Raw genomic sequence first — 23,219 nt, forward strand, 5'->3', positions numbered from 1 at the left:
ACCGCACCGGGCCGGGCGGCACCGCGCTCGACCATGCCGCGTCCGGGGTTCCGGTCCTCCGCACCGGCGCCCACCCTGCCGGATGCGGACGCCCCGGGCGTGGTGTCCGCGTCGCGCCGCCGGCTGCGCCGCGGCCGCACCGTGGCGATCATCGCGCTCGTGGCGCTCGTGGCGCTCGTGGCGTGGCCCGTCGGTCTGCTGGTCTGGGCGAGCGGCCTTCTTCAGCACACGCCCGCTCTCTCCGGAGCGACGGACACGCCCGGCACCACGTACCTGCTCGCGGGCACGGATGCCCGAGGCGGCGAGGGCGGCATCGCCGAGGACGGCACCGAGGGGCAGCGGACCGACACGATCCTGCTGCTGCACGTCCCGACGAGCGGCCCGACGGCGATGATCTCGCTGCCTCGCGACTCCTACGTCGAGGTGCCGGGACGCGGCGGCTCGAAGCTCAACTCCGCGTTCGCGTGGGGCGGGGCGCCGTTGCTGGTGCAGACCGTCGAGGGCCTCACCGGGCTCACGGTCGACCACTACGCCGAGATCGGCATGGGGGGCGTCTCGCACCTCGTGGACGCCGTCGGCGGCGTGAACCTCTGCTACGACGGCGACGTCGACGACCCGGACTCCGGCATGGTGTGGACCGCCGGCTGCCACGACGTCGACGGGCCTGCTGCCCTGTCGTTCGCCCGCATGCGCAAGGCGGACCCGCAGGGTGACGTCGGTCGTGCCTTGCGGCAGCGTCAGCTGATCGGTGCGGTCATGGGCAAGGTCAGCCCGAGCTCGCTCGTGCTCGACCCCCGCGGGCAGGTCGCCCTCGTCGACGCGGGGACGGGGGCCCTGACGTTCGACGAGGACGCCGGCGTGCTGGACGTCGCCCGACTGGCATTGGCGTTCCGGGCTGCGAACGCGGAGGGCGGCATCACGGGCACGCCGCCGATCGCGAGCATGGACCACCGCCCCGGGGGCATCGGGTCGACCGTGCTGCTCGACCCCGAGGCGACCCCCGAGTTCTTCGCCGCCATCCGCGACGGCTCGCTCCCGCCGGGGCAGGTGGGCGGGGTCCCCGGCGCCTAGCCGGGCCGCGCGCACCGCGGTCGCGGAGATCAGGCGGAGAAGCCCACCGCAGGTCGGGTGGTCCGGGCGCGCAGGCGCTCGCCCTTGGCGTCGGCCTGCTCGCGCAGGCCTTCCTGGAAGCCCAGCATCGCGGTCCGCAGCCGGTCGGCCTCGGGCCCCGAGCCGGACGCCAGGATGCGCACGGCCAGCAGTCCCGCGTTGCGTGCGCCGCCCACCGACACCGTGGCGACGGGCACGCCCGCGGGCATCTGGACGATGGACAGCAGGGAGTCCATGCCGTCGAGGTGGGCGAGCGGCACCGGCACGCCGATGACCGGCAGCGGCGTCACCGCCGCGAGCATGCCCGGCAGGTGCGCCGCTCCCCCGGCGCCGGCGACGACCACGCGCAGCCCGCGGCCGGCTGCCTCACGGCCGTAGGCGACCATCTTGTCGGGCTGGCGGTGCGCCGACACGACGTCGACCTCGACGGCCACGCCGAACTCGGCGAGCGCGTCCGCTGCGGCCTGCATCACGGGCCAGTCGGAGTCAGACCCCATGACGATGCCGACCTGGGTGCCACCGGACGTGTCGTCGCTCATCTCGTCCCTCAGCTCTCGGTGCTCTCGCCGCGCAGTCGCGCGACCGCCGCGCGCGCCCGCGCACGGACGTCGTCCAGGTCGTCGCCGGACACGTTGACGTGCCCCAGCTTGCGTCCTGGACGCACTGCCTTGCCGTAGAGGTGCACCTTGGCGCCGGGGTCGGCGCCGAGGACGTCCCGCAGCGCGTCGGTGGGGTCCTCGAGCGCGCTGCCGAGGAGGTTGACCATGACGGTCCATCGCGCGACAGGTGCCACGTCACCCAGGGGCAGATCGAGCACCGCGCGCAGGTGCTGCTCGAACTGGCTGGTCACGGCGCCGTCGATCGTCCAGTGCCCCGAGTTGTGAGGGCGCATGGCGAGCTCGTTGACGAGCACCCGCGGCGCACCGCCCTCGGGATCCGGCACCTCGAACAGCTCGACCGCCAGCACGCCGGTCACGTCGAGACCGTCCGCCACGGTCCGGGCGATCCGCTCGGCCTGCGCAGCGGTCCCGGGGTGCAGCGCCGGTGCGGGCGCGACCACCTCGGCACACACGCCGTCGCGCTGCACCGACTCGACCACGGGCCACACGGTGCTGCGTCCCGACGGCGTGCGGGCGACCAGCACGGCCAGCTCACGGCTGAAGGGCACGAGCTCCTCGACCAGCAGCGCGGGTCCGGTCCCGTCGGCCGCGGCGGCGCACCAGCCGCGCACGTCGTCGGGCAGCGGTCCGTCGACGACGACACGGACGCCCTTGCCGTCGTAGCCGCCACGGGTCGTCTTGACGACGGCCCGGCCGCCGTCGACGGCCCGGAAGCGCTCGAGGTCGGCGATGTCACCGACGGCCGACCACCGCGGACACGGCACACCGAGCTCGGTGAGCCGCCGCCGCATCACCGACTTGTCCTGGGCGTGCAGCAGCGCGCCAGGGCCCGGGTGCACCGGGACGCCGCGGGCCGCGACCGCCTCCAGGACCGGTGAGGGGACGTGCTCGTGCTCGAACGTCAGCACGTCGGCGCCGTCGACGAGCGCGAGCACCGCGGCGACGTCCGACGCAGCGCCCACGGGGGCGTCGGCGACGGCCTGGGCCGCGGAGGCGTCGGCGGCCTCGGCCAGGACCCGCAGGTGCAGTCCCAGGGCGGTCGCGGGGCCCGCCATCATGCGGGCGAGCTGCCCGCCGCCGACGACGGCCACAGTCGGAGGTGTCACGGGCGTCGAGGGTAGCCGCTGCCAGGCAGGTGTCCGCGCCCGTCCCGCGTCACGGGACGGAGGCCTGGATCAGCCGTCCCTCGCCCGTGACCGTCAGCGCGCCGTCGGCGGCGGGCACGAACGCCGCGCCGCCCGTGCTCAGGTCGAGCTCGTCGCCCGTCGCAGCCCGCAGCCGCACCGGGCCCTCGATGCACAGCACCACCCGGGGACCGCTGCTCGGCAGCCGGCAGGCGCCGGACGAGGTCACGCTCGTGACGGAGAGCTCGAAGTCGTCGACCGGGACGTAGTACACGTCCGTCGCGTCGTACACGTGCTCGGGCGCGATGCGGATGGGCGGCGCGGCGACGCAGTCCACTGCCCGCAGCAGCTCGGGGATGTCGACGTGCTTCGCCGTGAGCCCCGCACGCAGCACGTTGTCCGAGTTGGCCATGACCTCGACGGCGACCCCGTCGAGGTACGCGTGCACCGCGCCGGCGGGCACGAAGAGCGCCTCCCCGGGACGCAGCGTCACGGGGTTGAGCAGGACCGCGGTCACGGCGCCGGGGTCGCCCGGGTACGCATGCTCGAGGAGGTCGACGGCGTGGTCGGTGCGCGGCGAGGGCGAACCGGAGCGCAGTCGCGCCCGGAACTCCTCGGCGAGCTCCCTGACCTCCCGCGGCGTCGGCCGGGTCCCCACGCTGACCAGGCGCGTGAAGGCCTCCTGGACCCCGGTCGGGCTGGGGTCCGCGGTCACCGTCTTGTGCAGCTGGCGCGCGACGGGGTGCTCGAGGCCGCGCAGGATCTCCGCGGTGCGCCGCGGGGCGCGGAAACCCACCAGCGCCTCGAACGCGGTGAGCGCGTAGACCAGCTCCGGCTTGTGGTTGCGGTCGCGGTACGACCGCCGCGGGTCATCCAGCGGGACGCCGCGGGCGTCCTCCCGCGCGTACCCTTCCTGCGCGAGCTCGACGCTCGGGTGCACCTGCAGCGACAGCGGCCGGACGGCGGCGATGACCTTGAGCAGGAACGGCAGCTGCTCGCCGAAGCGCGACGCCACGTCCGCGCCGAGGAGCGCACCGGGCCGGCGCGCGATGGCCGTGTGCAGCGACTCGCCCCCGTGGCCGGTCAACCGCGACGAGGAGGACGGGTGCCCACCGAACCACGCCTCGGCGACCGGCTCCGTGCCGGGCGCGAAGCCCAGCAGCTCCGGGATCGCGGTCGTCGACCCCCAGGCGTACGCCTGGAACGTCGGCTCGAGACCCTGCACGCTGGCTCCCCACCTCTCCTGGTCCTGACGACCTGGTCGGTAGCCTAGCGGGCGAGGGGCGCCGGAAGGGTGTGACTTGCGCCTTTCAATCGCATGTCACCACCGCCGGTCCCGGCGGACGGAGACGACGGCACCGCGCGGCAGGACCACGTCGGGCCGCAGCGACGCGGGCACCCCCGAGAGGAAGAGCGCGAACACCGCAGGCCGACGCTGCGCGAGCTCGAGCCGACCCCCGTCCGCGCTCGCGAGGTCGCGCGCGAGCGCCAGGCCCAGGCCCGTGCCGGCGCCCGACGTGACGTCGCGCTCGAAGATGCGCGGTGCGAGGTCGTCCGGCACGCCCTCGCCCTCGTCCCCCACCTCGACGACGACGGCGCGCGACGACCCGCCGGCGCGTGACCGCACGGTCGTGGTACCCGCACCGTGCTTCAGGGAGTTCTCGATGAGGGTCGCCAGCACCTGGGCGAGGGCACCGGGCGTCGCGAGCACCTGCGTGGCGGGGTCGACGTCGACGACGAGGCGACGACCGGCCGCCGCGAACGTCGGCGCCCACTCCTCCTCCTGCTGGTGCGCGACCTCACGCAGGGAGATCGCCTCGGTGGTACCGCCCTGGGCGCGACGCGACCCGGCGAGCAGGTCGTCGACGACGCGCACGAGGCGCTCGACCTGCTCGAGCGCGATGCGGGCCTCCTCGCGCACCTCGTCCTCGCCCGCGGTGAGCATGATCTCCTCGAGCCGCATCGACAGCGCCGTCAGGGGCGTGCGCAGCTGGTGCGACGCGTCGGAGGCGAACTGCCGTTCCGCCGCAAGGCGGCCCGCCATCCGGTCGGCGCTGCGGGCGAGCTCGGCGGCGACCAGGTCGATCTCCTCGACACCGGACGGCTCGAGCTGGGGCCGGACCTGCCCGGACCCGAGCTGCTCGGCGGAGGCGGCGAGGTACACCAGCGGTGCCGCGAGGCGGTTGGCCTGCCAGATCGCCATGGCGATCCCGGCCGCGAACGCCACGACCGCGGCGACCACGACGAGCGCGATGACCTGGGTCGACATCCAGAAGACGTCCCACCACGAGACGTAGAGCAGCACGGTCGCCCCGGTGTCGGAGGTGCTCTGGACCGTGAGCCGGCGCTGGTCGAGGTTCGGGCCGGCCCGGTAGGTCTCGCCGTCGGGCGTCCGCACCACGACGGTCGAGCGGAGCCCGCCACCCGGACCGCTGGCGTCGTCGCCGCCGGTGTAGGGCTCGAGCATGCGGTCGGAGAGCGCGATCTGCTGCTCGACCCGGAAGTCGACCGTGCGGGCGACCGACTCGGCACGGACCTCGAGCCCGTACAGCGCGTTCTCCCGCACGAGCTGCGCGCCGAGGAAGGCGAGCGGGAACCCGAGCAGGACCACGGCGACCGTGACGGCGGCGATCGTCGCCTGCAGGACGCGACGGCGCACGCGTCAGGCCTTGTCGAGCGGCCCCGCGGCCGCACCGGGCATCGCCGCGGCGGCGTCGGCGGCGCTGCCGGTCTCGAACCGGAAGCCCATGCCACGGACGGTCGAGATGTACCGGGGTGCGTTCGCGTCGTCGCCGAGCTTGCGGCGCAGCCACGACACGTGCATGTCGAGCGTCTTCGTCGAGCCCGTCGGGTCGGACCCCCAGACCTCGCGCATGAGCGTCTCACGCGACACGACGGTGCCCGCCGCCGCGACGAGGACCCGGAGCAGGTCGAACTCCTTGGCCGTCAGGTGCAGCTCGCGCTCGCCCTGGAAGGCGCGGTGCGCGGCGACGTCGACGCGCACGTTCTGCGCGTGCAGCTCGTCCTCGTCGGCCGGGTCCCCGACCGTGCGGCGCAGCAGCGCGCGGACCCGTGCCAGCAGCTCGGCGAGACGGAAGGGCTTGGTGACGTAGTCGTCGGCGCCGGCGTCGAGCCCGACGACCAGGTCGACCTCGTCGGCGCGCGCGGTCAGCACCAGCACGGGCGTCGTGAGGCCCTGGCTGCGGATCGCCCGGGCGACGTCGAGCCCGTCCATGTCCGGCAGGCCGAGGTCGAGCACCACCAGGTCGGCGCTCGCCGCACCGTCGATCGCGCCTTGACCCGTGCCTTGCACGCGCACGTCGTAACCTTCACGCCCCAGTGCCCGTGCCAAAGGCTCGGCAATCGCGGGGTCGTCCTCCGCCAGCAGCACCTGCGTCATTCGGCCATGCTAGGTCACGAACTCCCCCTGGCGGCCAGCCCTCGGTCCCGGACGCGCCGCGAGCTTCTCGTTCGTCGCGCACGGCGCGGCGGCATGCGCCCGCCCCTGCTCCCCCGGGTGGACCGGCCCCCCGCCAGGTCCACCCGCGGGTGCACGCCGACGCCCCGCACCGCACCTACGCTCAGGGGATGTCGTGGTGGGACCGGTTGTGGCAGTGGGAGGACACCCATCGCCACGGAGTCGACGTCACGCTCGCCGTGCTCCTCACGCTCGCGCTGGTCCCCGTGTCCATCGCCGCTGTGGGCACTCGGGCGTCCGGCGCCGGCGCGGTGCTCGTGTCGTTGTGCGTCCTCGGCGTCGTCGCACCGGTGGCCTGGCGCCGCACGCGCCCGGCGGCGGCGGTCACGGTCGTGTACACGTGCGCGCTGCTGCACGTCGTCGCCGGCTTCCCGGTGCTCCCCGTCGACGTCGTCGTGCCGTTCGCCCTGTACTCGGTCGCGCTGCACGGTCCGCGCTGGGCCCACCGCACCGGCATCGTCGCCGCGATGGTCGGCTCGTTCGTCGTCGCCGCCGCCCTCGTCATGCCGTACGGCCGGGCCGTGGCGGTGATGGTCGTGGTGCTCATCGCCAGCATCTTCCTCGTCGCCTGGGCGTTCGGCCTCGTGCGCCGCAGCCGGCGCGAGCACCTCGAGGCCCTGGTGGACCGCGCCCAGCGGCTCGAGGTCGAGCGTGACCAGCAGGCGATCATCGCGACGGCGGCGGAGCGCTCGCGCATCGCGCGGGAGATGCACGACATCGTGGCGCACAGCCTCTCCGTGATCATCGCGCAGGCCGACGGCGGCCGGTACGCCGCCGCGCAGGACCCGCAGGCCGCGACCCGCTCGCTGGGCACGATCGCCGAGACGGGACGTGCCGCGCTGACGGACATGCGCCGTCTGCTGGGGGTGCTGCGCGAGGCACCGACGCCCGGCGGACCGGGGCGCGCCGGAGCCGACGGGGCGGGGGCCCCCGGGCGTGCGGGGAACGCCGGTACGGCACCCGGCGTGGCCACGACGACGCCGCAGCCGGCCGTCGAGGACATCGAGCAGCTCGTCGCGCAGGTGCGCGCGAGCGGGATGCGGGTGTCCTTCGTCCGCCTGGGCACGCCCCGTCACCTGCCGCCCGGCGCCGGCCTGACCGTCTACCGCATCGCGCAGGAGTCCCTGACCAACGTCCTCAAGCACGCGGGGCCCGACCCGGGCGTCACCCTCATGCTGCAGTGGCAGCCCACGTCGGTGACGCTCGAGGTCAGCGACGACGGGCGCGGCGCCGCTGCCGACACCGACGGCCTCGGGCAGGGACTGGTGGGGATGCACGAGCGCGCCACCATGTTCGGGGGCACGGTGACCGCCGGTCCGCGCCCCGGCGGCGGCTTCCGCGTGCGTGCGACGCTGCCCACCCCGGGCTCGTCGACGGCACCGGCACCCGGCGCCGTCGAGACCGCCACGCCCACACCCGCACCGACCCACGACCCAGCCGGAGGACGTCTCCCGTGACCACCCCGCTCCCCGACGCGGCGACCGTCCGCGTCGCCCTCGTCGACGACCAGCAGCTCGTCCGTGCCGGGTTCCGCATGGTCATCGACTCCCAGCCCGACCTCGAGGTCGTCCTGGAGGCCGGTGACGGCGCGCAGGCCGTGCGCGCCCTGGACCCGGCGGCGCGGACCGCGACCGCCCCGGTCGACGTCGTCCTCATGGACGTGCGCATGCCGACGATGGACGGGCTCGAGGCGACCGAGCGCATCGTGTCGCGCGCCACACCGGACGCTCCGGCGCCCAAGGTCATCGTCCTGACGACCTTCGACCTCGACGAGTACGTCCTGGCAGCGATCCGCGCCGGTGCGAGCGGCTTCCTGCTCAAGGACGCCCCGCCGGAGGAGATGCTCGCGGCGATCCGCACCGTGCACCGTGGCGACGCGGTGATCGCACCGTCCAGCACGCGTCGCCTGCTCGAGCACCTGGTCACGGCCCTCCCCGACGACGCGCCGGCGGTCAGCGACCACCCGGCGCACCAGGCTGTGGCCCAGCTCACGGAGCGTGAGCGCGAGGTGCTGGTGCTCATGGCGCGCGGTCGGTCCAACACCGAGATCGGGCAGGACCTGTACGTCGCCGAGGCGACCGTCAAGACGCACGTCGGGCGCATCCTGGCGAAGCTCGGGGCGCGCGACCGCGTCCAGGCCGTCGTCGTCGCCTACGAGGCGGGGCTGGTGCGCGCCGGGTCCTGACGCGACCTGCGGGGGACGCGCCGGACGACGGGCCTGCGGCCTGGGGATGACGCCGCGGCCGCGACGACCCACCCACGGCCGGACGCCGGCGGGGGTGCGGCGCGCGAGGCTGGGGGCACCCCTTCGAGACAGGAGCACCCGTTGCACACCACCCCCCGTCCTGCCGACCCGGCCGCGGTCGACCCGTCCGCACCGGCGTCCCGCGCCCGCGCGCTGACCAAGGTCTACGGCACCGGAGCCGCTGCGGTCCGTGCGCTCGACGCCGTCGACGTGGACTTCGCCACGGGGGCGTTCACCGCGATCATGGGCCCCTCGGGCTCGGGCAAGTCCACGCTGATGCACCTGCTCGCCGGCCTCGACGACGCCACGTCGGGCACCGTGCACCTGGGCGCCACCGAGATCACGGCGCTCGGCGACGACGCGCTGACGCGGCTGCGGCGCGACCGCATCGGCTTCGTCTTCCAGTCGTTCAACCTGCTGCCGATGCTCACCGCCGAGCAGAACGTGCTGCTGCCGCTCGACCTCGCGGGACGCGCACCGGACCGCGCCTGGCTCGACACGCTCGTGGGGACGCTGGGCCTGCAGTCACGCCTGACGCACCGGCCGAGCGAGCTGTCCGGCGGGCAGCAGCAGCGGGTCGCCATCGCGCGCGCGCTCATCGCCGAGCCCGAGGTGGTCTTCGCCGACGAGCCCACGGGCAACCTCGACTCCCGCTCGGGCGCGGAGGTCCTGAGCTTCCTGCGGCGCTCGGTCCGCGAGCTGGGGCGCACGGTCATCATGGTGACGCACGACCCGACCGCCGCCGCCTACGCCGACCGTGTGCTGCTGCTCGCCGACGGTCGGATCGCCGGCGACATCGCGGACCCCAGCCCCGAGTCCGTCCTGGCGGGCCTCGAGGGCCTGCGGGTGCTCGAGGCGCCGGCCGGCGCCCCGACGGGTGCGACGCCGGTCGTCGACGTCGCCGCGGGGGGTCGTCGCTGATGCTGCGGCTCACCCTCGCCCAGATGCGCCGCAGCCTGGGCCGCCTCGTCGCGGCCGGTGTCGCGATCCTGCTCGGGTCGGCGTTCGTCACCGCGACCCTGACCGCGGGCGACGTGATCACGCGCGGCGGCTACGACGCCATGACCGCCGCCTACGGCACCGCCGACCTCGTCGTCCCGCCCGTCGACACCCCGATCTCACGGGTCCTCGCCACCGCGCGGGCCGTGCCCGGGGTCACCGCCGCCGACCCGCTGCTGATGGGCTGGGGAACCTTCGAGAGCGGACGGCGCACGGTCAACGAGACCCTGGTCTCGGCCCCGTCCACGCCGTCGCTGGGCTCGCTCGAGGTCGTCGAGGGCCGCGTGCCCACGTCCGCGACGGAGGTGGCCCTGCCCGCCGCGTCCGCCGAGCGCCTGGGCGTCGGCGTCGGTGACACCCTCCAGGCCCGGTGGTACGTGTGGCCCGAGGAGCCGACCGGGGACGTCACGGCGGAGCCGGCCGGCGAGGACGCGGAGGCCGGCGACGCGGTCGCGGCCCCGGCGGACGACGATGTCGAGGAGCTGACGGGCGACGTCGTGCTCGTCGGGCTCGTCGAGGACCCGAACAACGCGTGGTCCCGTTACGGCGGGGCCGGCCTGGCGACCGTCGAGGCGATCACGCGGTGGGGCGGTGCGACGGACCCCGACGCGTTCGGGCCGACGAACGTGCTCGTCGACGTCGACGGCGACGTCGAGACGGTGCGCGCGGCGCTGACGCAGGAGCTCGCCGGGGCGGACGTCCTGACGCGCGACGAGGCCGCCGCCCGCGCGGTCGAGCAGTGGGGCGGCGGCAACGTCATCGTCATGGTCGTGCTCGGCTTCGCTGCCGTGGCGATGCTGGTCGCCGCGCTGGTGATCGCGAACACCTTCCAGGTCATCGTCGCGCAGCGCACCCGCATGCTCGCGCTGCTGCGCTGCGTCGGCGCGCGCCGCGGTCAGCTGCGCACCGCGGTCCTGCTCGAGGCCGGCATCCTGGGTGTCGTCTCCGGCGTCGCGGGCGTCGTGACGGGGCTCGCCCTGGCACAGGGTGCGCTCAGCGTGCTGTCGCGGACCCAGGACGGCGTACCGCTGCCCACGACCGTCACCCCGACGTTGGGCAACGTGCTGGTGCCCGTGCTGGTGGCGGTGCTGGTGACGGTCGGCGCCGCACTGGTCCCGGCTCGGGCCGCGACGCGCGTCTCCCCCGTGGCGGCGCTGCGCCCCGCCGACGCACCGTCGGTCCGGGCACGGCCCGGGCGGGTCCGCCTGGTGCTCTCGCTGCTGCTCACCGTGGGCGGTTTCGTCGCCCTGGCAGGCGGCGTCGCGCTCGCCCGCGCCGGCATCGCGGTGGACGCGATGCTGCCCCTCGCGATCGGGGTGCTCGGCGGTGGGGCGTCCTTCGTCGGCCTGCTCGTCGGCTCGCCGCTGTGGGTCCCGAAGGTCGTCTCGGCCCTCGGCCGGCCGGTGGGGGCCATCAGCACGAGCGCACGCCTGGCGGCGGCGAACACGCTGCGCAACCCCCGGCGCACGTCGGCGACCAGCACCGCGCTGGTCATCGGCGTCACGCTGGTCGTGATGATGAGCACGGGGGCCGTGTCCGCGCAGCAGTCGCTCGCCCGCGGGTTCGACGAGAGGGGACCGGTCGACCTCCTGGTGCTCGGGACGCCGGGCGAGGCGCTCGACGCGGCCGGCCGGGACGACGTCGCCGCCCTCGACGGCGTCGAGACCGTGGCCGTCTCGAGCGTCGCGGACGTCGAGACGCCCGACGGCCGCGCGACCGAGGTCCTCGTCCTCGACGTCACCGACGCCGGTGTGCTGCGTGACGACGCCGCAGCCGCGGCGCTCACCGACGGCCGCAGCGTCGTCCCGCGCTGGTGGTCGGGCGACGTGGTGCGCATGGAGCTGCACGCGGGGGACAGCGCGGTGCTCGACGTGGTGGCGCGTGGCGGCGACCGGGCACTGCTGACGCCGCAGGCGGCGCAGGCGCTGGGGATCGACGAGGCGCCGTCCGCGCTGCTGGTCCGGCTGACCCCGGGCGCCGACGCCAAGACCGTGCTGGGCGACGTGCGGGACGTCGTCGGAGACGACTCGGTGCGTGTCGAGAGCGCGGCGGCCGAGCGGCAGAGCGACGAGCAGATCGTCGACGTGGTGCTGGCCATCGTCATCGGCCTGCGGGGCGTGGCCGTCATGATCGCGCTCATCGGGGTCGCGAACACGCTGTCGCTGTCGGTCATCGAGCGGCGCCGGGAGTCGGCGACGCTGCGTGCCGTCGGCCTGTCGCGACGCGGGCTGCGGTGGATGCTCGCGACCGAGGGGATGCTCATCTCGGGCGTGGGTGCGCTGATCGGCGTGGCGCTCGGGCTGGTGTACGGGTGGGCGGGCGCCGCCACCGTCTTCGGCCCGATGAGCGAGGTGCGCCTGTCCGTGCCGTGGGCGCAGCTGGGTGGGGTGCTGCTGGTCGCGCTGGTCGCAGGCTTCGTGGCCTCGGTCCTGCCGGCCCGCGCCGCTGCCCGCACACCTCCCGTCGCCGCCCTCGGCGTCGACTGAGAGCCACGGCCGCGGAGCGGTGCGGAGGAGGGCCCGCCGCTCGGTCGAGCCGACCACAGACCCGGGGCCGGGAGGTGTCACCCACACCTCCCGGCCCCGGGACGTCCCGGCGCACCCCGTGGGGCGGATGCTCCCGGGGTGCGCCTCACCCTCCCCTCCCCCGTCCTGCCCGGTCGGCACCTCGACGTCGAGGTCGAGGCCGGGCTGCCCGCGGGTGACCTGCGGCGCCGGCTCGCGGTGCTCACCGGGGACACCCGCTGGGCGGCACCGCGAGCGCGTCTCGAGGTCGCGGGCCACGTCCTCGACGACGACCACCCCGCGGGCGCTCCACCGCTGCTGCCGGGTGCCCACCTGGCGCCCGGGCCCGCGCCGCACCACGACGTCGATGCGGCCGTGCGGGCCGGGAGCCACCTGGCCGTGCTCACCGGCCCGGGCGCCGGACGCCTGCTGCCGCTGCCCGACGGCGGACGTCTGACCCTGCGGCCCTACGGACCCGTGCGCGTCCAGGTGCGTCGCCGCGGCGCCCGCACCACGGTCCGGACGATCGGCGCGCGCGGGTCGATGACGGTCGAACCGCGGCCCCGGCTCGCGCGCGCCCGCACGCGGTCGCGCCGGCCGACGGTCGGGCGCCTCCCCCGCCGCTGGCCCACCCACGCCGACGTCCGGGTCGGCCGGACGCACCTGCGGCTGCGCGTGCCGGCCGAGGACGAGCCCGCCCCCCGTGGCCGGGGGCCACGCGTTCCGCCGTGGGCCTGGACCGCCCTCGCGTCGTCGGCCGCCGCGCTCGCCCTGGCAGCCGCGCTGCGGCAGCCGCTGCTCCTGCTCACGGCGGTCACGGGCCTCGTCGGGCTCCTCGGAGCGCGGGGGGCGCGCGCACCGCAGCGGCGCACGGTGCCGCAGGACGCGACCGTCGCGGCGTCCTCGGACGTCCCGCTGCTGCGCCTGACCACGGGCCTGCGCCTGCGCGACCTCGCCGGACCCGTCCCCGGCGACGACGCGCTGTGGCCGCCCGACGCCACGTTGGCGCTGGTCGGCTCGCGGGGCTCGGCGCTCGGGGCCGCTCGCGCCGTCGTCCTGCGCACGCTCGGTGCGGGCGCACCGGTCCGGCTCGTGCTGCGGACCGGTGCCGCGGCGGACTGGGAGTGGACACGCTGGTGGGAGCCCGACGCCCACCTGCCGGCGGCCGGCGACGACCACGACGACATCCTGGTGGTCGCCGACGGCAGCGACACCGCACTGGCGTCGTGGCGCCTGGCTGCGCCGCACGCCCGGCTCCTGCTGGTGGTGCCACCGGGCTCGTCCGCACCGGCCTGGGCGTCCACGGTCCTGCGCACCGACGACGGCACGTCGCCGGGCCCGGCCCCCGAGCGGGTGGACGCGGACGTGGCGGACGCCCAGGCGCGCTCGGCGGCCGCGCTCAGGTGGCTGCTGTCCACGCACGGCACCTCGGGCGCGCGCGCCCCGGCGCTCGCCCCGGCGCTCGGGGACCTGCCCCGGGTCCCGGCTCCCGACGCGGCCGCCGTCGCGTCGTCCTGGCGCCGTCCCGGCGCTCCCCGCGTGCTGGCCACGGCCGTCGGCACCGGGGTGGCGGGCCGGCCCGTGGTCCTCGACCTCGTGCGGGACGGGCCGCACGCCCTGGTCGCGGGCACGACGGGCGCGGGCAAGTCGGAGCTGCTCACGACGGTGGTCCTCGGGCTCGCGCTGACCCACCCCCCGTCCCGCCTGGCCGTCCTGCTGGTGGACTTCAAGGGCGGCACGGGCCTCGGACCGCTCGCCCGGCTGCCGCACGTCGTCGACCACGTCCACGACCTCGACGTCGCCGCCGCGCGGCGCACGCTCGTGGGGCTCCGGGCGGAGCTGCGCCGCCGCGAGCGCCTGCTTGCGGCCGCGGGCTGTGCCGACGTCGCCGACCTCGACCGCGCGGGCACCGCGTCGCCCGCCCGCCTGCTCGTGGTCGTCGACGAGCTGCGCGCCCTGGTCGACGACGTGCCCGAGGCCGCCGCCGCGCTCGCCCGCCTCGCCGCGCAGGGCCGTGCGCTGGGCATGCACCTGCTGCTCGCCACGCAGCGTCCCGCCGGTGCGGTGCCCGCGGACCTGCGCGCCAACGTCGGGCTGCGCATCGCGCTGCGTGTCGCCGACGAGGACGACTCGCGCGACGTCATCGGCTGCGCGGACGCCGCGCACCTCGACGTCGCCCACCCCGGCAGCGCACTCGTGCGGACCGGGGCCCGGCCGGTGGCGCCGCTGCAGGTGGCGCGCGCCCGCCACCGGCGTGCGGCACCACCGGTCCGCGTCGTGCCCTCCGTCCCGGCGCGGCAGGCGCCCGCCTGGCGCATCGCCCGCCGGCCGGACGACGACGTCTCCGCCTGGGTGGCCGCGTGCCGTCAGGCGGCGCGGGACCTGCCCGGCACGGGTGTGCCCTGGTCACGCGCCCTGCCGGACCGCGTCACCGCCGACGAGGTGGGCGCCGGGGCGGACGCCGACGGCCTCCTCGTCGCGGTGGCCGACGTCCCCGACGAGCAGCGCTGGGCCCCCGTGCGGTGGGGCCCGGGGCACGGCCACCTCCTCGTGCTCGGCGGACCACGCTCGGGACGGTCCACGTCGTTGGTCACCGTCGGTCACCACGCGCTGCTCGACGGCGCCCACGTGCACACCGTCGGCCTGCCGGACGGTCCGGTCCGCCGCCTGCGCGAGGCCGCGGGACCCCTCCTGGGCACGACGCTGCCGCTCGACGACGTGCATCGCGCGCTCCTCCTGCTCGACCGCCTCGCGACGCGTCGCGACGGGGCCGGGGCCGTGGTGGTCCTGGTCGACGGGCTCGATGCCCTCCTGGACACGCTCGCGACGCACGCGCGGGGCCTGGGCGTCGACCTGCTCACGACGCTCCTGCGCCATCCGCCCACCGGCGTGCGCGTGGCGGCCGCGGGACCGGTCGTGCCTGCGCTGTCGCGGCTGGCGGGCACCTTCGGGCTGCGACTGGTGCTGCCGGTGCCCGACGCCTCGCTCGATGCGCAGGCCGGGGTCCCGCACGGTCTGGTCGGCGCCCGGTCCACCCCGGGCCGCGCGGTGGCGTCCAGCACGCAGGGCGCGCTCGTGTGCCAGGTGGTCCTGCCGGGGCCCTCGGCGGCCGGCGCACCGGCGGCCGCCGCGGGCCACCGCGCCGGGGCGGCGCTGCGGCTCGGCGTCCTCCCCGAGATGGCGGCACCGCCGCCCGCGTCAGCTCCCCCGGGCGGCGGGATCCCCCTCGGCATCGGCGGCGACGGTCCGGCGCCGGTCGTGGTCGACCCGGACCGGCCGCTCGTCGTCACGGGTGCGCCCGGCACCGGGCGCACGACGGTGCTGCGCACGCTCGCCCACGGCTGGGCAGCGAGCGGCCACGACGTGCTCGTCGTGACGGCGGACGCGCGCCCGGGACGGGTGCGCGGCCGATGGCCCGGTGCACTCGCCGTGCCGCCGTCGGACGCGCTCGCCCACCTGGACCGGGCCGTCGGGCGAGCACCCGGACCGGCCCGCCGCACCGTCGTGCTGCTGGACGACGTCGACGTCCTCGAGCGCGACGCCCCGGAGGTGGCGGAGCGTGTCGGACGGCTGCTCGACCCCGGCTCGCCGGACGTCCGGGTCGTCGCGCTGTGCACCACGAGCGAGCACGCCGCCGCCGGCTGGCGCGGCCCCGTCGCCACGGCGCTGCGCGCCCGTCAGCTGCTGGTGCTCGACCCCCACGGCCCGGCGGCAGCCGACCTGCTGGGGGCGGGGTCCGCTCTCCACACGGACCCGCGGGTGCGGCCTGCGGGCCGCGGCGTCCTGCGCCGGGACCGCGGGCTCGTCCGCGTCCAGGTGCACCGTCCCCCCGCGCCGCACCCGGCGCAGGGTGCCGCGTGACGGGGCGCGCGCCGGGACTCAGGCGCCCGGTTCACGCCCCCCGGAGGTGACGGCCACGACACGAGGGCTCAGCACGGCGACCACGACGACCAGCGCGACGACGCCCGGCAGGGCGGCCCAGGCACCGCCCCCGGAGGCCCACCACGTCGCCGCCGTCACCAGCAGGAACACCTGCGCGGTCACCACCGGGGCGCGGCCCCAGCGGCGCCCGGACCACAGGGCGCGCGCCGCGTGCACGAGGAGCACCGCGGTCCCGAGAGCGAGCGTGCAGAGGAACAGCACCGGGGCGACGTCGCCGCCCTGCACGAGGGCCACCACGCCGGCGACCACGGCGACCGCGAGCGCCGTCGCCTCCACGAGGACCAGCGCGCACGCCACGGTGAGCATCGTCGGGCGCCCGGCGACACCGGGACGCGGCGGGCGCGGGGCGCCGGGGCCGGTGACCGGCTCACGGCCGGGAGGCGTGCTGCGCATGGCACGACCCTAGGCGGCGTCACGCCCACGGTCCCGTGCCGCGCGCCGCGGCGTGCGCAGGATGCGGCACCACCCCGGCCCGCGACACCTCATACCAGAGACCGGACGCGCCTTCGACCACACGACGTCACCGCGGCACCCTGCACGACCCCACGGGCGCGGCGACGGCCGCAGGTGAACCTCGTCACTCCGGCGCTGCCGGCGCCCGTGCGTGACCGACGACACCCCGGGCCCCGTCCTTCACTACCCAGTGATCTCCCAGGTCAGCGGCACGCTGTGTCGCTCAGGGCCCTGACCTGGACGTTCGACCGACACGCGCCGCCCGGATCCTGCGGGGCGCGTGGGACGAGTCGGACGAGGCAGCCGCCCGTGTGATGAACGCCTCAGTCGTTATGGACATGAAACGTTGCCGTAACCCTTGTGCCCCGACGCCCCGGGTGTGACCCTTGGTGCAGCACGTTTCCCCCACCATTGATCCCATGCATTGTCGCGCGCGCTCCTCCGGGCGTGCAGACATGCGTGTGCCAAGGAGATTCCCCATGGATTGGCGTCACCGCGCAGCCTGCCTCGACGAGGACCCCGAGCTGTTCTTCCCCATCGGGAACACGGGTCCTGCGCTGCAGCAGATCGAGGAGGCGAAGGCCGTCTGCCGTCGCTGCGACGTCGTCGACACGTGTCTCAAGTGGGCCATCGAGACGGGCCAGGACGCCGGCGTCTGGGGCGGGCTGTCCGAGGACGAGCGCCGCGCGCTCAAGCGCCGCACCGCGCGCCAGCGCCGCGCCGGCTGACACCGGGCACCCACCGGCGACGACCGCCGACCCACCCGACGGGGCCGCCGACCACGGCGGCCCCGTCGTCGTCTCGACGGGACCGTGCCCGCACCGGCCGGCCTCACGCGACGTCACGCGACGGTCGCGGCGTCCCTCCCCTGGCGCAGCTGCGCCTCGATGACGACGGACGTGCCCCCGCCGTCGCGCGCGAGCCACGCGATCGACCCGCCGAGCTCGTTGCGGACGAGCGTCGAGACGATCTGGGTGCCCAGCCCGGTGCCCTCGCCCTTGCCCTCCGGCACGCCGCCGCCGTCGTCGGCGACCTCGACGCGCAGCCGGTTGCCCTCGCGCTCCACGACGATCTCGACCGTGCCCTGGTCGCGGCCGGCCAGACCGTGCTCGACCGCGTTCGTCACGAGCTCGGTGAGGATGAGCGCGAGCGCCGTGGCGTCCTCCGCCGGCACCGCGCCGAACGAGCCGCGGACCGTGGTGCGCACGTGCGCGCCCGCGGTCGCGACGTCCGCCGCCAGGCGCAGGCTCCGGCCGACGAGGTCGTCGAAGGGCACGCTCTCGTCGAGGGTCTGCGAGAGGGTCTCGTGGACGAGCGCGATCGTCGCGACACGACGCATGGCCTCGGCGAGCGCGTCGCGCGCCTCCGGCGAGCTCATGCGACGCGACTGGAGCCGCAGGAGCGCGGCGACCGTCTGCAGGTTGTTCTTCACCCGGTGGTGGATCTCCCGGATCGTCGCGTCCTTGGTGATGAGCTCGCGCTCGCGGCGCCGCAGCTCCGAGACGTCGCGGCACAGCAGGACGGCACCCGTGCGCTGGCCCCGCTCGGTCAGCGGGACCGCGCGCAGCGAGAGCGCCACGCCGCGCGCCTCGACGTCCACGCGCCAGGGCGCGCGGCCCATGAGCACCAGCGGCATCGACTCGTCGACGGTCGCGTTCTGCTCGATGAGGTCCGACGTCACCTCGATCAGCGACCTGCCGACGAGGTCGCCCAGCACACCGAGGCGGTGGAAGCAGGACAGCGCGTTCGGGCTCGCGTACAGCACCTCGCCCTCGCCGTTGAGCCGCACGAGTCCGTCGCCGACGCGTGGTGCCCCGCGGCGCGGACCCGTCGGCGCGTCGGGTGCGGGGAACTCGCCGCGCGCGACCATGCCCACCAGGTCGTCGGCCGCCTCGACGTAGTTGAGCTCGAGCCGCGACGGCGTGCGCGCGCCCCCGAGGTTGGTCTGGCGCGCGAGCACAGCGATGGACCTGCCGCCGCGCACGACCGGGACGGCCTCCTCGCGCACCGCGTACGAGCCGAACCAGCGCGGCTCGCGCGAACGCTGGGGCGCCTGCTCCTCGAGCGCCCGGCGCAGCTGGGAGACCTGCCCCTCGGGCGGGCGGGAGCCCACGACGTCGTCGTAGTGCACGGTGGCCCCGGTCGACGGCCGGCACTGCGCGACCGCCACGAAGTCGCCGTCCGACATGGGCAGCCAGAGGACCAGGTCGGCGAACGCGAGGTCCGACACGACCTGCCAGTCGCCGACCAGGAGGTGCAACCACTCCACGTCGGCGGGGTCGAGCGCACCATGACGCGTGACGAGGTCGCTCAGCGTGGACACCCGCCCAGGGTACGCAGCGGCGGCTACGCTCGGGGACGACGGGCGCCTCGCGGGCGGACGCCCGTCGACGGTCCGCGCGGCCGCTCGGACCGGAGCCCACCACCCCGGGGGTCAGCGGTGCAGCTGCACGTGACGATCGACCTGCCCACCGACGTGCGCGGTGCGGCCCATCTGCTGGCCGACCCGGCGTACGTCCACGCGAAGGTGCGGGCCTCGGGCGCCGTCGAGGAGCAGGTGGACGTGTCCGGCACCGCCGCGGGCGCCTTCACCGTGACGACCCGGCGCGCCGTCCCCACCTCGCAGATCCCCGCCCACCTGCACCCGTTGGTCGGGGCGCGGATCGACGTGCGCCAGGTCGAGGCCTGGGGGGCACCGGCCGCGGACGGCTCACGCACGGGGACCGTCGTCGTCGAGATCGCGGGCGCACCGGTGCGCGTGACGGGCCGGACGTCGCTGGTGGCCACGGGGCCCGGCGCGTCGCGCGTGACGTACGAGGGGGAGGTCCGCGCCGCCGTCCCGCTGTTCGCGAGCGCCGTGGAGGAGGCCGCAGGTGCGGCCGTGCGGGCGGCGCTGCGCGAGGAGCAGTCCGTGGCCGCACGGTGGCTCGCGAGCGCCGACGGGACACCGGCGGTCGGGCCGGCAGCGCCCTGACACCTGCGGGGAGGCGCGCCGGCCGACGGCGCACCTCCCCCGCACGGCCGGTGCCCCATTCGTCGCGATATGGCCCCGGGCCTGTCGGGGGCGGGGCACGGCCGCGCCCGGGTCGCCCGAACGGGCCACGGCGAGGGTCTCGGAGCCGTAACGATTGGATAACGTGGGAGCCGTGGGAAGGGGCCCTGACCTGCGCTGACGCCCGCGTGGGACCGCTACCACCGCACCGTTGCGCCGCACCGTCCTTGACACCCGACCATCTCCGGGACAAAGGTGTCCCGCAGTGCGTGGGAACGCTCCCGCGAGACTCATGCGGGAGCGCACCCACGCCGGGGCCCGACAGCCCCAACGCGCGAGGTCCGCCCAGCCGCAAGGGACGGGCGGGCGGCACGCGGACAAGGTGTACGGCGACGCAGCCGTCCGACTGACAAGGGAGTCATTGTGCGCAAGACCACACGCAAGGCGTGGGCGCTCGCAGCTGGTGTGACGAGCATGGCGCTCGTCGCCACCGCCTGCTCCTCGAGCAACGACGCGGGCGAGGGTGACGAGACCGCGGACGGCGGCAACGTCACCCTCACGGTCGCCACCTTCAACAAGTTCGGCTACACGGACGAGATGTTCGACCGCTACGAGGCCGAGCACCCGGGCGTCACGATCGAGCAGAAGGTCGCCGCGACGTCGAACGAGGCGCGCGAGAACCTCAACACGCGGCTCGCGGCCGGATCCGGCACCGCCGACATCGAGGCCATCGAGGTCGACTGGCTGCCCGAGCTCATGCAGTTCCCCGACTACTTCGAGGACCTCGCGTCGCCCGAGGTCGAGGGTCGCTGGCTCGACTGGAAGGTCGCCCAGGCCACCACGCCGGACGGCAAGCTCATCGGCTACGGCACCGACGTCGGCCCCGAGGGCATCGCCTACCGCGCCGACCTCTTCGAGGCTGCCGGCCTGCCGAGCGACCGCGAGTCCGTCGCCGAGCTCTTCGGTGGCGACGCCGCCACGTGGGACACGTTCTTCCAGGTCGGCAAGGACTACACGGCCAAGACGGGCAAGCCCTTCTTCGACTCGGCCAGCGCCGTCTACCAGGGCATGGTCAACCAGGAGGAGGCGGCCTACGAGGACCCCGACTCCGGTGACGTGATCGCGCTCGAGAACCCGCGCATCAAGGAGATGTACGACCAGGTCACGGCCGCTGCCACGACGGACAACATGTCCGCCCACTTCAGCCAGTGGAGCGACGACTGGACGAACTCGTTCCAGACGGACGGCTTCGCCGTCATGCTGGCACCGGGCTGGATGCTCGGCGTCATCGCGGGCAACGCGGCCGGCGTCACCGGCTGGGACCTGGCCGACGTCTTCCCCGGCGGCTCGGGCAACTGGGGCGGCTCGTTCCTGACCGTCCCGTCGCAGGGCGAGAACGTCGAGGCCGCCAAGGAGCTGGCCGCGTGGCTGACCGCTCCCGACCAGCAGATCGAGGCCTTCAACAACGAGGGCACGTTCCCGAGCCAGATCGAGGCGCTCGAGTCCGACGAGATCAAGTCGGCGACCAACGAGTTCTTCAACAACGCGCCCGTCGGTGAGATCCTCGCCAACCGTGCCGAGGGTGTCGTCGTGCCCTTCAAGGGCCCGCAGTACTTCACGATCCAGGACGCGCTCTCCAACGCGATCGTCGAGGTCGACGTCAACGGCGCCGACCCCGCCGCCCAGTGGGAGACCTTCGTCGGGGTGGTCGAGGGTCTCGGCTGACCTGACCTGACCTCAACGCTCCGGGGCCGGGTCGGTGGTGACCGCCACCGACCCGGCCCCGTCCGCGTCGCCCCTGAGTCTCCGGAGGACCCCCATGGCCACCTCGACCACGCAGCCGCGCGCCGGGCGCCGGCTGCCTGACTCCCCGCGCGAGCCACGCCGCGTCGGCTTCAGCCAGAAGCTGGGCCGCTGGGACGTCAAGGTCTCGCCCTATCTGTACATCTCGCCGTTCTTCATCCTGTTCGGCCTCACCGGCCTGTTCCCGCTGGCCTACACCGCCTACGTCTCGGTGTACGACTGGCACCTGCTCGGTGGCCAGGGTGAGTTCGTCGGCCTCGACAACTTCGCCTTCCTCTTCCAGGAGCCCAACTTCTGGAAGGGCCTGCGCAACACCTTCAGCATCTTCCTGCTGTCGACGATCCCGCAGCTCATGGTCGCGATCGTGCTCGCGGCGATCCTCGACGCCAACCTGCGCGCCAGGACGTTCTGGCGCATGGGCGTGCTGGTGCCCTACGTCATCGCCCCCGTGGCCGTCTCCCTGATCTTCGGCAAGGTCTTCGCGGACCAGTCCGGTCTGGCGAACTCCGTGCTCGGGCTCGTGGGCATCGACCCCATCAAGTGGCACGGCGCCGTGCTGCCGTCGCACTTCGCGGTGGCCACCATGGTGAACTTCCGCTGGACCGGCTACAACACGCTCATCCTGCTGGCGGCGATGCAAGCCGTGCCGCGGGACCTCTACGAGGCGGCCGTCATCGACGGCGCCGCCCGCGTCCGGCAGTTCTTCTCGATCACGATCCCCCAGATCCGGCCGACCCTGATCTTCGTCGTCATCACGTCGACCATCGGTGGCCTGCAGATCTTCGACGAGCCCCGCATGTTCGACCAGCTCGGGCAGGGCGGTCCCGGTCGGCAGTGGATGACCGTGACGATGTACATCTACGAGCTCGGCTTCGGCAACCAGAAGAGCTTCGGACGAGCGGCTGCCGTCGCGTGGGTGCTGTTCCTCATCATCCTCGCCGTGGGCATGCTCAACTTCTGGCTCACCCGCCGCATCGCGTCCGACGCGACGCCGAAGGAACCACGACGGAAGAAGGTCAAGCGATGAGCGCGCCCTCGGTCCCCTACATCCGGCAGACCGCCGGCGCCGGCGCGGCGCGCGCGGCGAACCGTTCGCGGGGGCACGGCTCGGAGCGCCGGCCGGGCTGGGTCACCTACGCGCTGCTGGTGCTCGCGGTCCTCGTGTTCGCGTCACCGATCTACTACGCGTTCCTGCTGGCGAGCTCGGACTCCGCGACCATCGCCCAGAACCCGATCCCGTCGCTCGTCCCGGGCAGCAACTTCCTCCACAACGCCTCCGAGGTGCTGAACGCGGACATCAACTTCTGGAAGGCGCTGACGAACTCGATCATCGTGGCCGTCATCACCTCGGTGTCGGTCGTGCTGTTCTCGACGCTCGCCGGGTTCTCCTTCGCGAAGCTGCGGTTCCGCGGGCGGTCCGGGCTCCTCCTGTTCGTCATCGCCACGACGGCCGTGCCGACGCAGCTGGGCATCGTCCCGCTGTTCATCGTCATGGCGGAGCTGCACTGGCTCGGCAAGCTGGTCGCCGTCATCGTGCCCGGCCTGGTCACGGCGTTCGGCGTCTTCTGGATGACGCAGTACCTCGAGTCCGCACTCCCCTACGAGCTGATCGAGGCGGCGCGGGTCGACGGCGCCTCCATGATCCGCACGTTCTGGAGCATCGCGCTGCCGGCCGCCCGGCCTGCCGCGATCATGCTCGGTCTGTTCGCGTTCGTCGGTTCGTGGACGAACTTCTTCTGGCCGTTCATCGTCCTCGGCTCGACGAACCCGACGCTGCCAGTGGCTCTCCAGCTGCTGCAGGCCACGTACTTCGTCGACATGTCCCTGATCATGGCGGGCGTCGTGCTCTCGGCGATCCCGCTGCTGCTGCTGTTCGTGTTCGCCGGGCGCCAGCTCGTCGCGGGCATCATGGCGGGGGCGGTCAAGGGCTGACGCGGCACGATGTGCCT

The 23,219-nt window shown here is 75.0% G+C and carries 18 protein-coding genes; 11 read left to right on the plus strand and 7 right to left on the minus strand.

What is annotated here, in order from left to right; all coding sequences use genetic code 11:
* Positions 1-33 precede the first annotated feature (33 nt).
* The gene (locus tag KKR89_RS11920; RefSeq protein ID WP_208195527.1) at positions 34-1,071 is read left to right on the plus strand and encodes an LCP family protein; all 1,038 of its coding nucleotides are present in this window, start codon (positions 34-36) and stop codon (positions 1,069-1,071) included.
* 29 nt (positions 1,072-1,100) lie between these two features.
* On the opposite strand, the gene purE is transcribed toward KKR89_RS11920, so the two are convergent.
* The 5 genes from purE to KKR89_RS11945 form a co-directional block, all read right to left on the minus strand.
* Positions 1,101-1,649: a 5-(carboxyamino)imidazole ribonucleotide mutase gene (gene purE / locus KKR89_RS11925; RefSeq protein WP_208195528.1), complete on the minus strand. Its 549-nt coding sequence runs from the start codon at positions 1,647-1,649 to the stop codon at positions 1,101-1,103.
* 8 nt (positions 1,650-1,657) lie between these two features.
* A complete protein-coding gene (locus KKR89_RS11930; RefSeq protein WP_208195529.1) occupies positions 1,658-2,836 on the minus strand; it encodes a 5-(carboxyamino)imidazole ribonucleotide synthase in 1,179 nt (392 codons plus the stop codon).
* 49 nt (positions 2,837-2,885) lie between these two features.
* Positions 2,886-4,079: a mannose-6-phosphate isomerase, class I gene (gene manA / locus KKR89_RS11935; RefSeq protein ID WP_208195530.1), complete on the minus strand. Its 1,194-nt coding sequence runs from the start codon at positions 4,077-4,079 to the stop codon at positions 2,886-2,888.
* A gap of 96 nt (positions 4,080-4,175) precedes the next feature.
* The gene (locus KKR89_RS11940) at positions 4,176-5,513 is read right to left on the minus strand and encodes an ATP-binding protein (protein ID WP_208195531.1); all 1,338 of its coding nucleotides are present in this window, start codon (positions 5,511-5,513) and stop codon (positions 4,176-4,178) included.
* Positions 5,514-5,516: 3 nt separating this feature from the next.
* On the minus strand, positions 5,517-6,254 hold the full coding sequence (locus KKR89_RS11945) for a response regulator transcription factor (protein WP_208195532.1): 738 nt from the start codon (positions 6,252-6,254) through the stop codon (positions 5,517-5,519).
* A gap of 188 nt (positions 6,255-6,442) precedes the next feature.
* On the opposite strand from KKR89_RS11945, the gene KKR89_RS11950 reads away from it, so the two are divergent.
* From KKR89_RS11950 to KKR89_RS11970, 5 genes are all read left to right on the plus strand, one after another.
* A complete protein-coding gene (locus tag KKR89_RS11950) occupies positions 6,443-7,789 on the plus strand; it encodes a sensor histidine kinase (RefSeq protein ID WP_208195533.1) in 1,347 nt (448 codons plus the stop codon).
* Positions 7,786-8,517, plus strand: coding sequence for a response regulator (locus tag KKR89_RS11955; protein WP_208195534.1), 732 nt, complete (start codon positions 7,786-7,788; stop codon positions 8,515-8,517). The genes KKR89_RS11950 and KKR89_RS11955 overlap by 4 nt, the downstream gene beginning before the upstream one ends.
* A 141-nt stretch (positions 8,518-8,658) precedes the next feature.
* A complete protein-coding gene (locus KKR89_RS11960; protein ID WP_208195535.1) occupies positions 8,659-9,498 on the plus strand; it encodes an ABC transporter ATP-binding protein in 840 nt (279 codons plus the stop codon).
* Entirely contained in the window at positions 9,498-12,062 is a 2,565-nt protein-coding gene (locus tag KKR89_RS11965; protein ID WP_208195536.1) for an ABC transporter permease, read from the plus strand. Before KKR89_RS11960 ends, KKR89_RS11965 begins: the two co-directional genes overlap by 1 nt.
* Positions 12,063-12,200: 138 nt before the next feature.
* Positions 12,201-15,941 carry an FtsK/SpoIIIE domain-containing protein gene (locus KKR89_RS11970; protein ID WP_208195537.1) on the plus strand — a complete coding sequence of 1,247 codons (3,741 nt, stop codon included), beginning with the start codon at positions 12,201-12,203 and terminating at the stop codon, positions 15,939-15,941.
* A gap of 18 nt (positions 15,942-15,959) precedes the next feature.
* Here the strand turns inward: KKR89_RS11970 and KKR89_RS11975 are convergent, their stop codons facing one another.
* A complete protein-coding gene (locus KKR89_RS11975) occupies positions 15,960-16,415 on the minus strand; it encodes a hypothetical protein (protein ID WP_208195538.1) in 456 nt (151 codons plus the stop codon).
* A 539-nt stretch (positions 16,416-16,954) separates the two neighbouring features.
* On the opposite strand from KKR89_RS11975, the gene KKR89_RS11980 reads away from it, so the two are divergent.
* Positions 16,955-17,203, plus strand: a complete 249-nt coding sequence (locus KKR89_RS11980) for a WhiB family transcriptional regulator (RefSeq protein WP_013117620.1) — start codon at positions 16,955-16,957, stop codon at positions 17,201-17,203.
* A gap of 113 nt (positions 17,204-17,316) precedes the next feature.
* On the opposite strand, the gene KKR89_RS11985 is transcribed toward KKR89_RS11980, so the two are convergent.
* Positions 17,317-18,798, minus strand: coding sequence for a sensor histidine kinase (locus KKR89_RS11985; RefSeq protein WP_208195539.1), 1,482 nt, complete (start codon positions 18,796-18,798; stop codon positions 17,317-17,319).
* 117 nt (positions 18,799-18,915) lie between these two features.
* On the opposite strand from KKR89_RS11985, the gene KKR89_RS11990 reads away from it, so the two are divergent.
* The 4 genes from KKR89_RS11990 to KKR89_RS12005 all read left to right on the plus strand — a co-directional run bounded on the left by KKR89_RS11990 (position 18,916) and on the right by KKR89_RS12005 (position 23,202).
* Positions 18,916-19,449 (plus strand): DUF2505 domain-containing protein, encoded by a 534-nt coding sequence (locus tag KKR89_RS11990; RefSeq protein WP_208195540.1) that lies wholly within the window; start codon positions 18,916-18,918, stop codon positions 19,447-19,449.
* Positions 19,450-19,890: 441 nt separating this feature from the next.
* On the plus strand, positions 19,891-21,192 hold the full coding sequence (locus tag KKR89_RS11995; protein ID WP_251140874.1) for an ABC transporter substrate-binding protein: 1,302 nt from the start codon (positions 19,891-19,893) through the stop codon (positions 21,190-21,192).
* Positions 21,193-21,286: 94 nt separating this feature from the next.
* Complete coding sequence (locus tag KKR89_RS12000) at positions 21,287-22,297, plus strand: carbohydrate ABC transporter permease (RefSeq protein WP_208195541.1); 1,011 nt, start codon at positions 21,287-21,289, stop codon at positions 22,295-22,297.
* Positions 22,294-23,202: a carbohydrate ABC transporter permease gene (locus KKR89_RS12005; protein WP_208195542.1), complete on the plus strand. Its 909-nt coding sequence runs from the start codon at positions 22,294-22,296 to the stop codon at positions 23,200-23,202. Before KKR89_RS12000 ends, KKR89_RS12005 begins: the two co-directional genes overlap by 4 nt.
* Positions 23,203-23,219: the final 17 nt, after the last annotated feature.

The organism is Cellulomonas dongxiuzhuiae (genome assembly GCF_018623035.1).
Taxonomy (GTDB): Bacteria; Actinomycetota; Actinomycetes; order Actinomycetales; family Cellulomonadaceae; genus Cellulomonas; species Cellulomonas dongxiuzhuiae.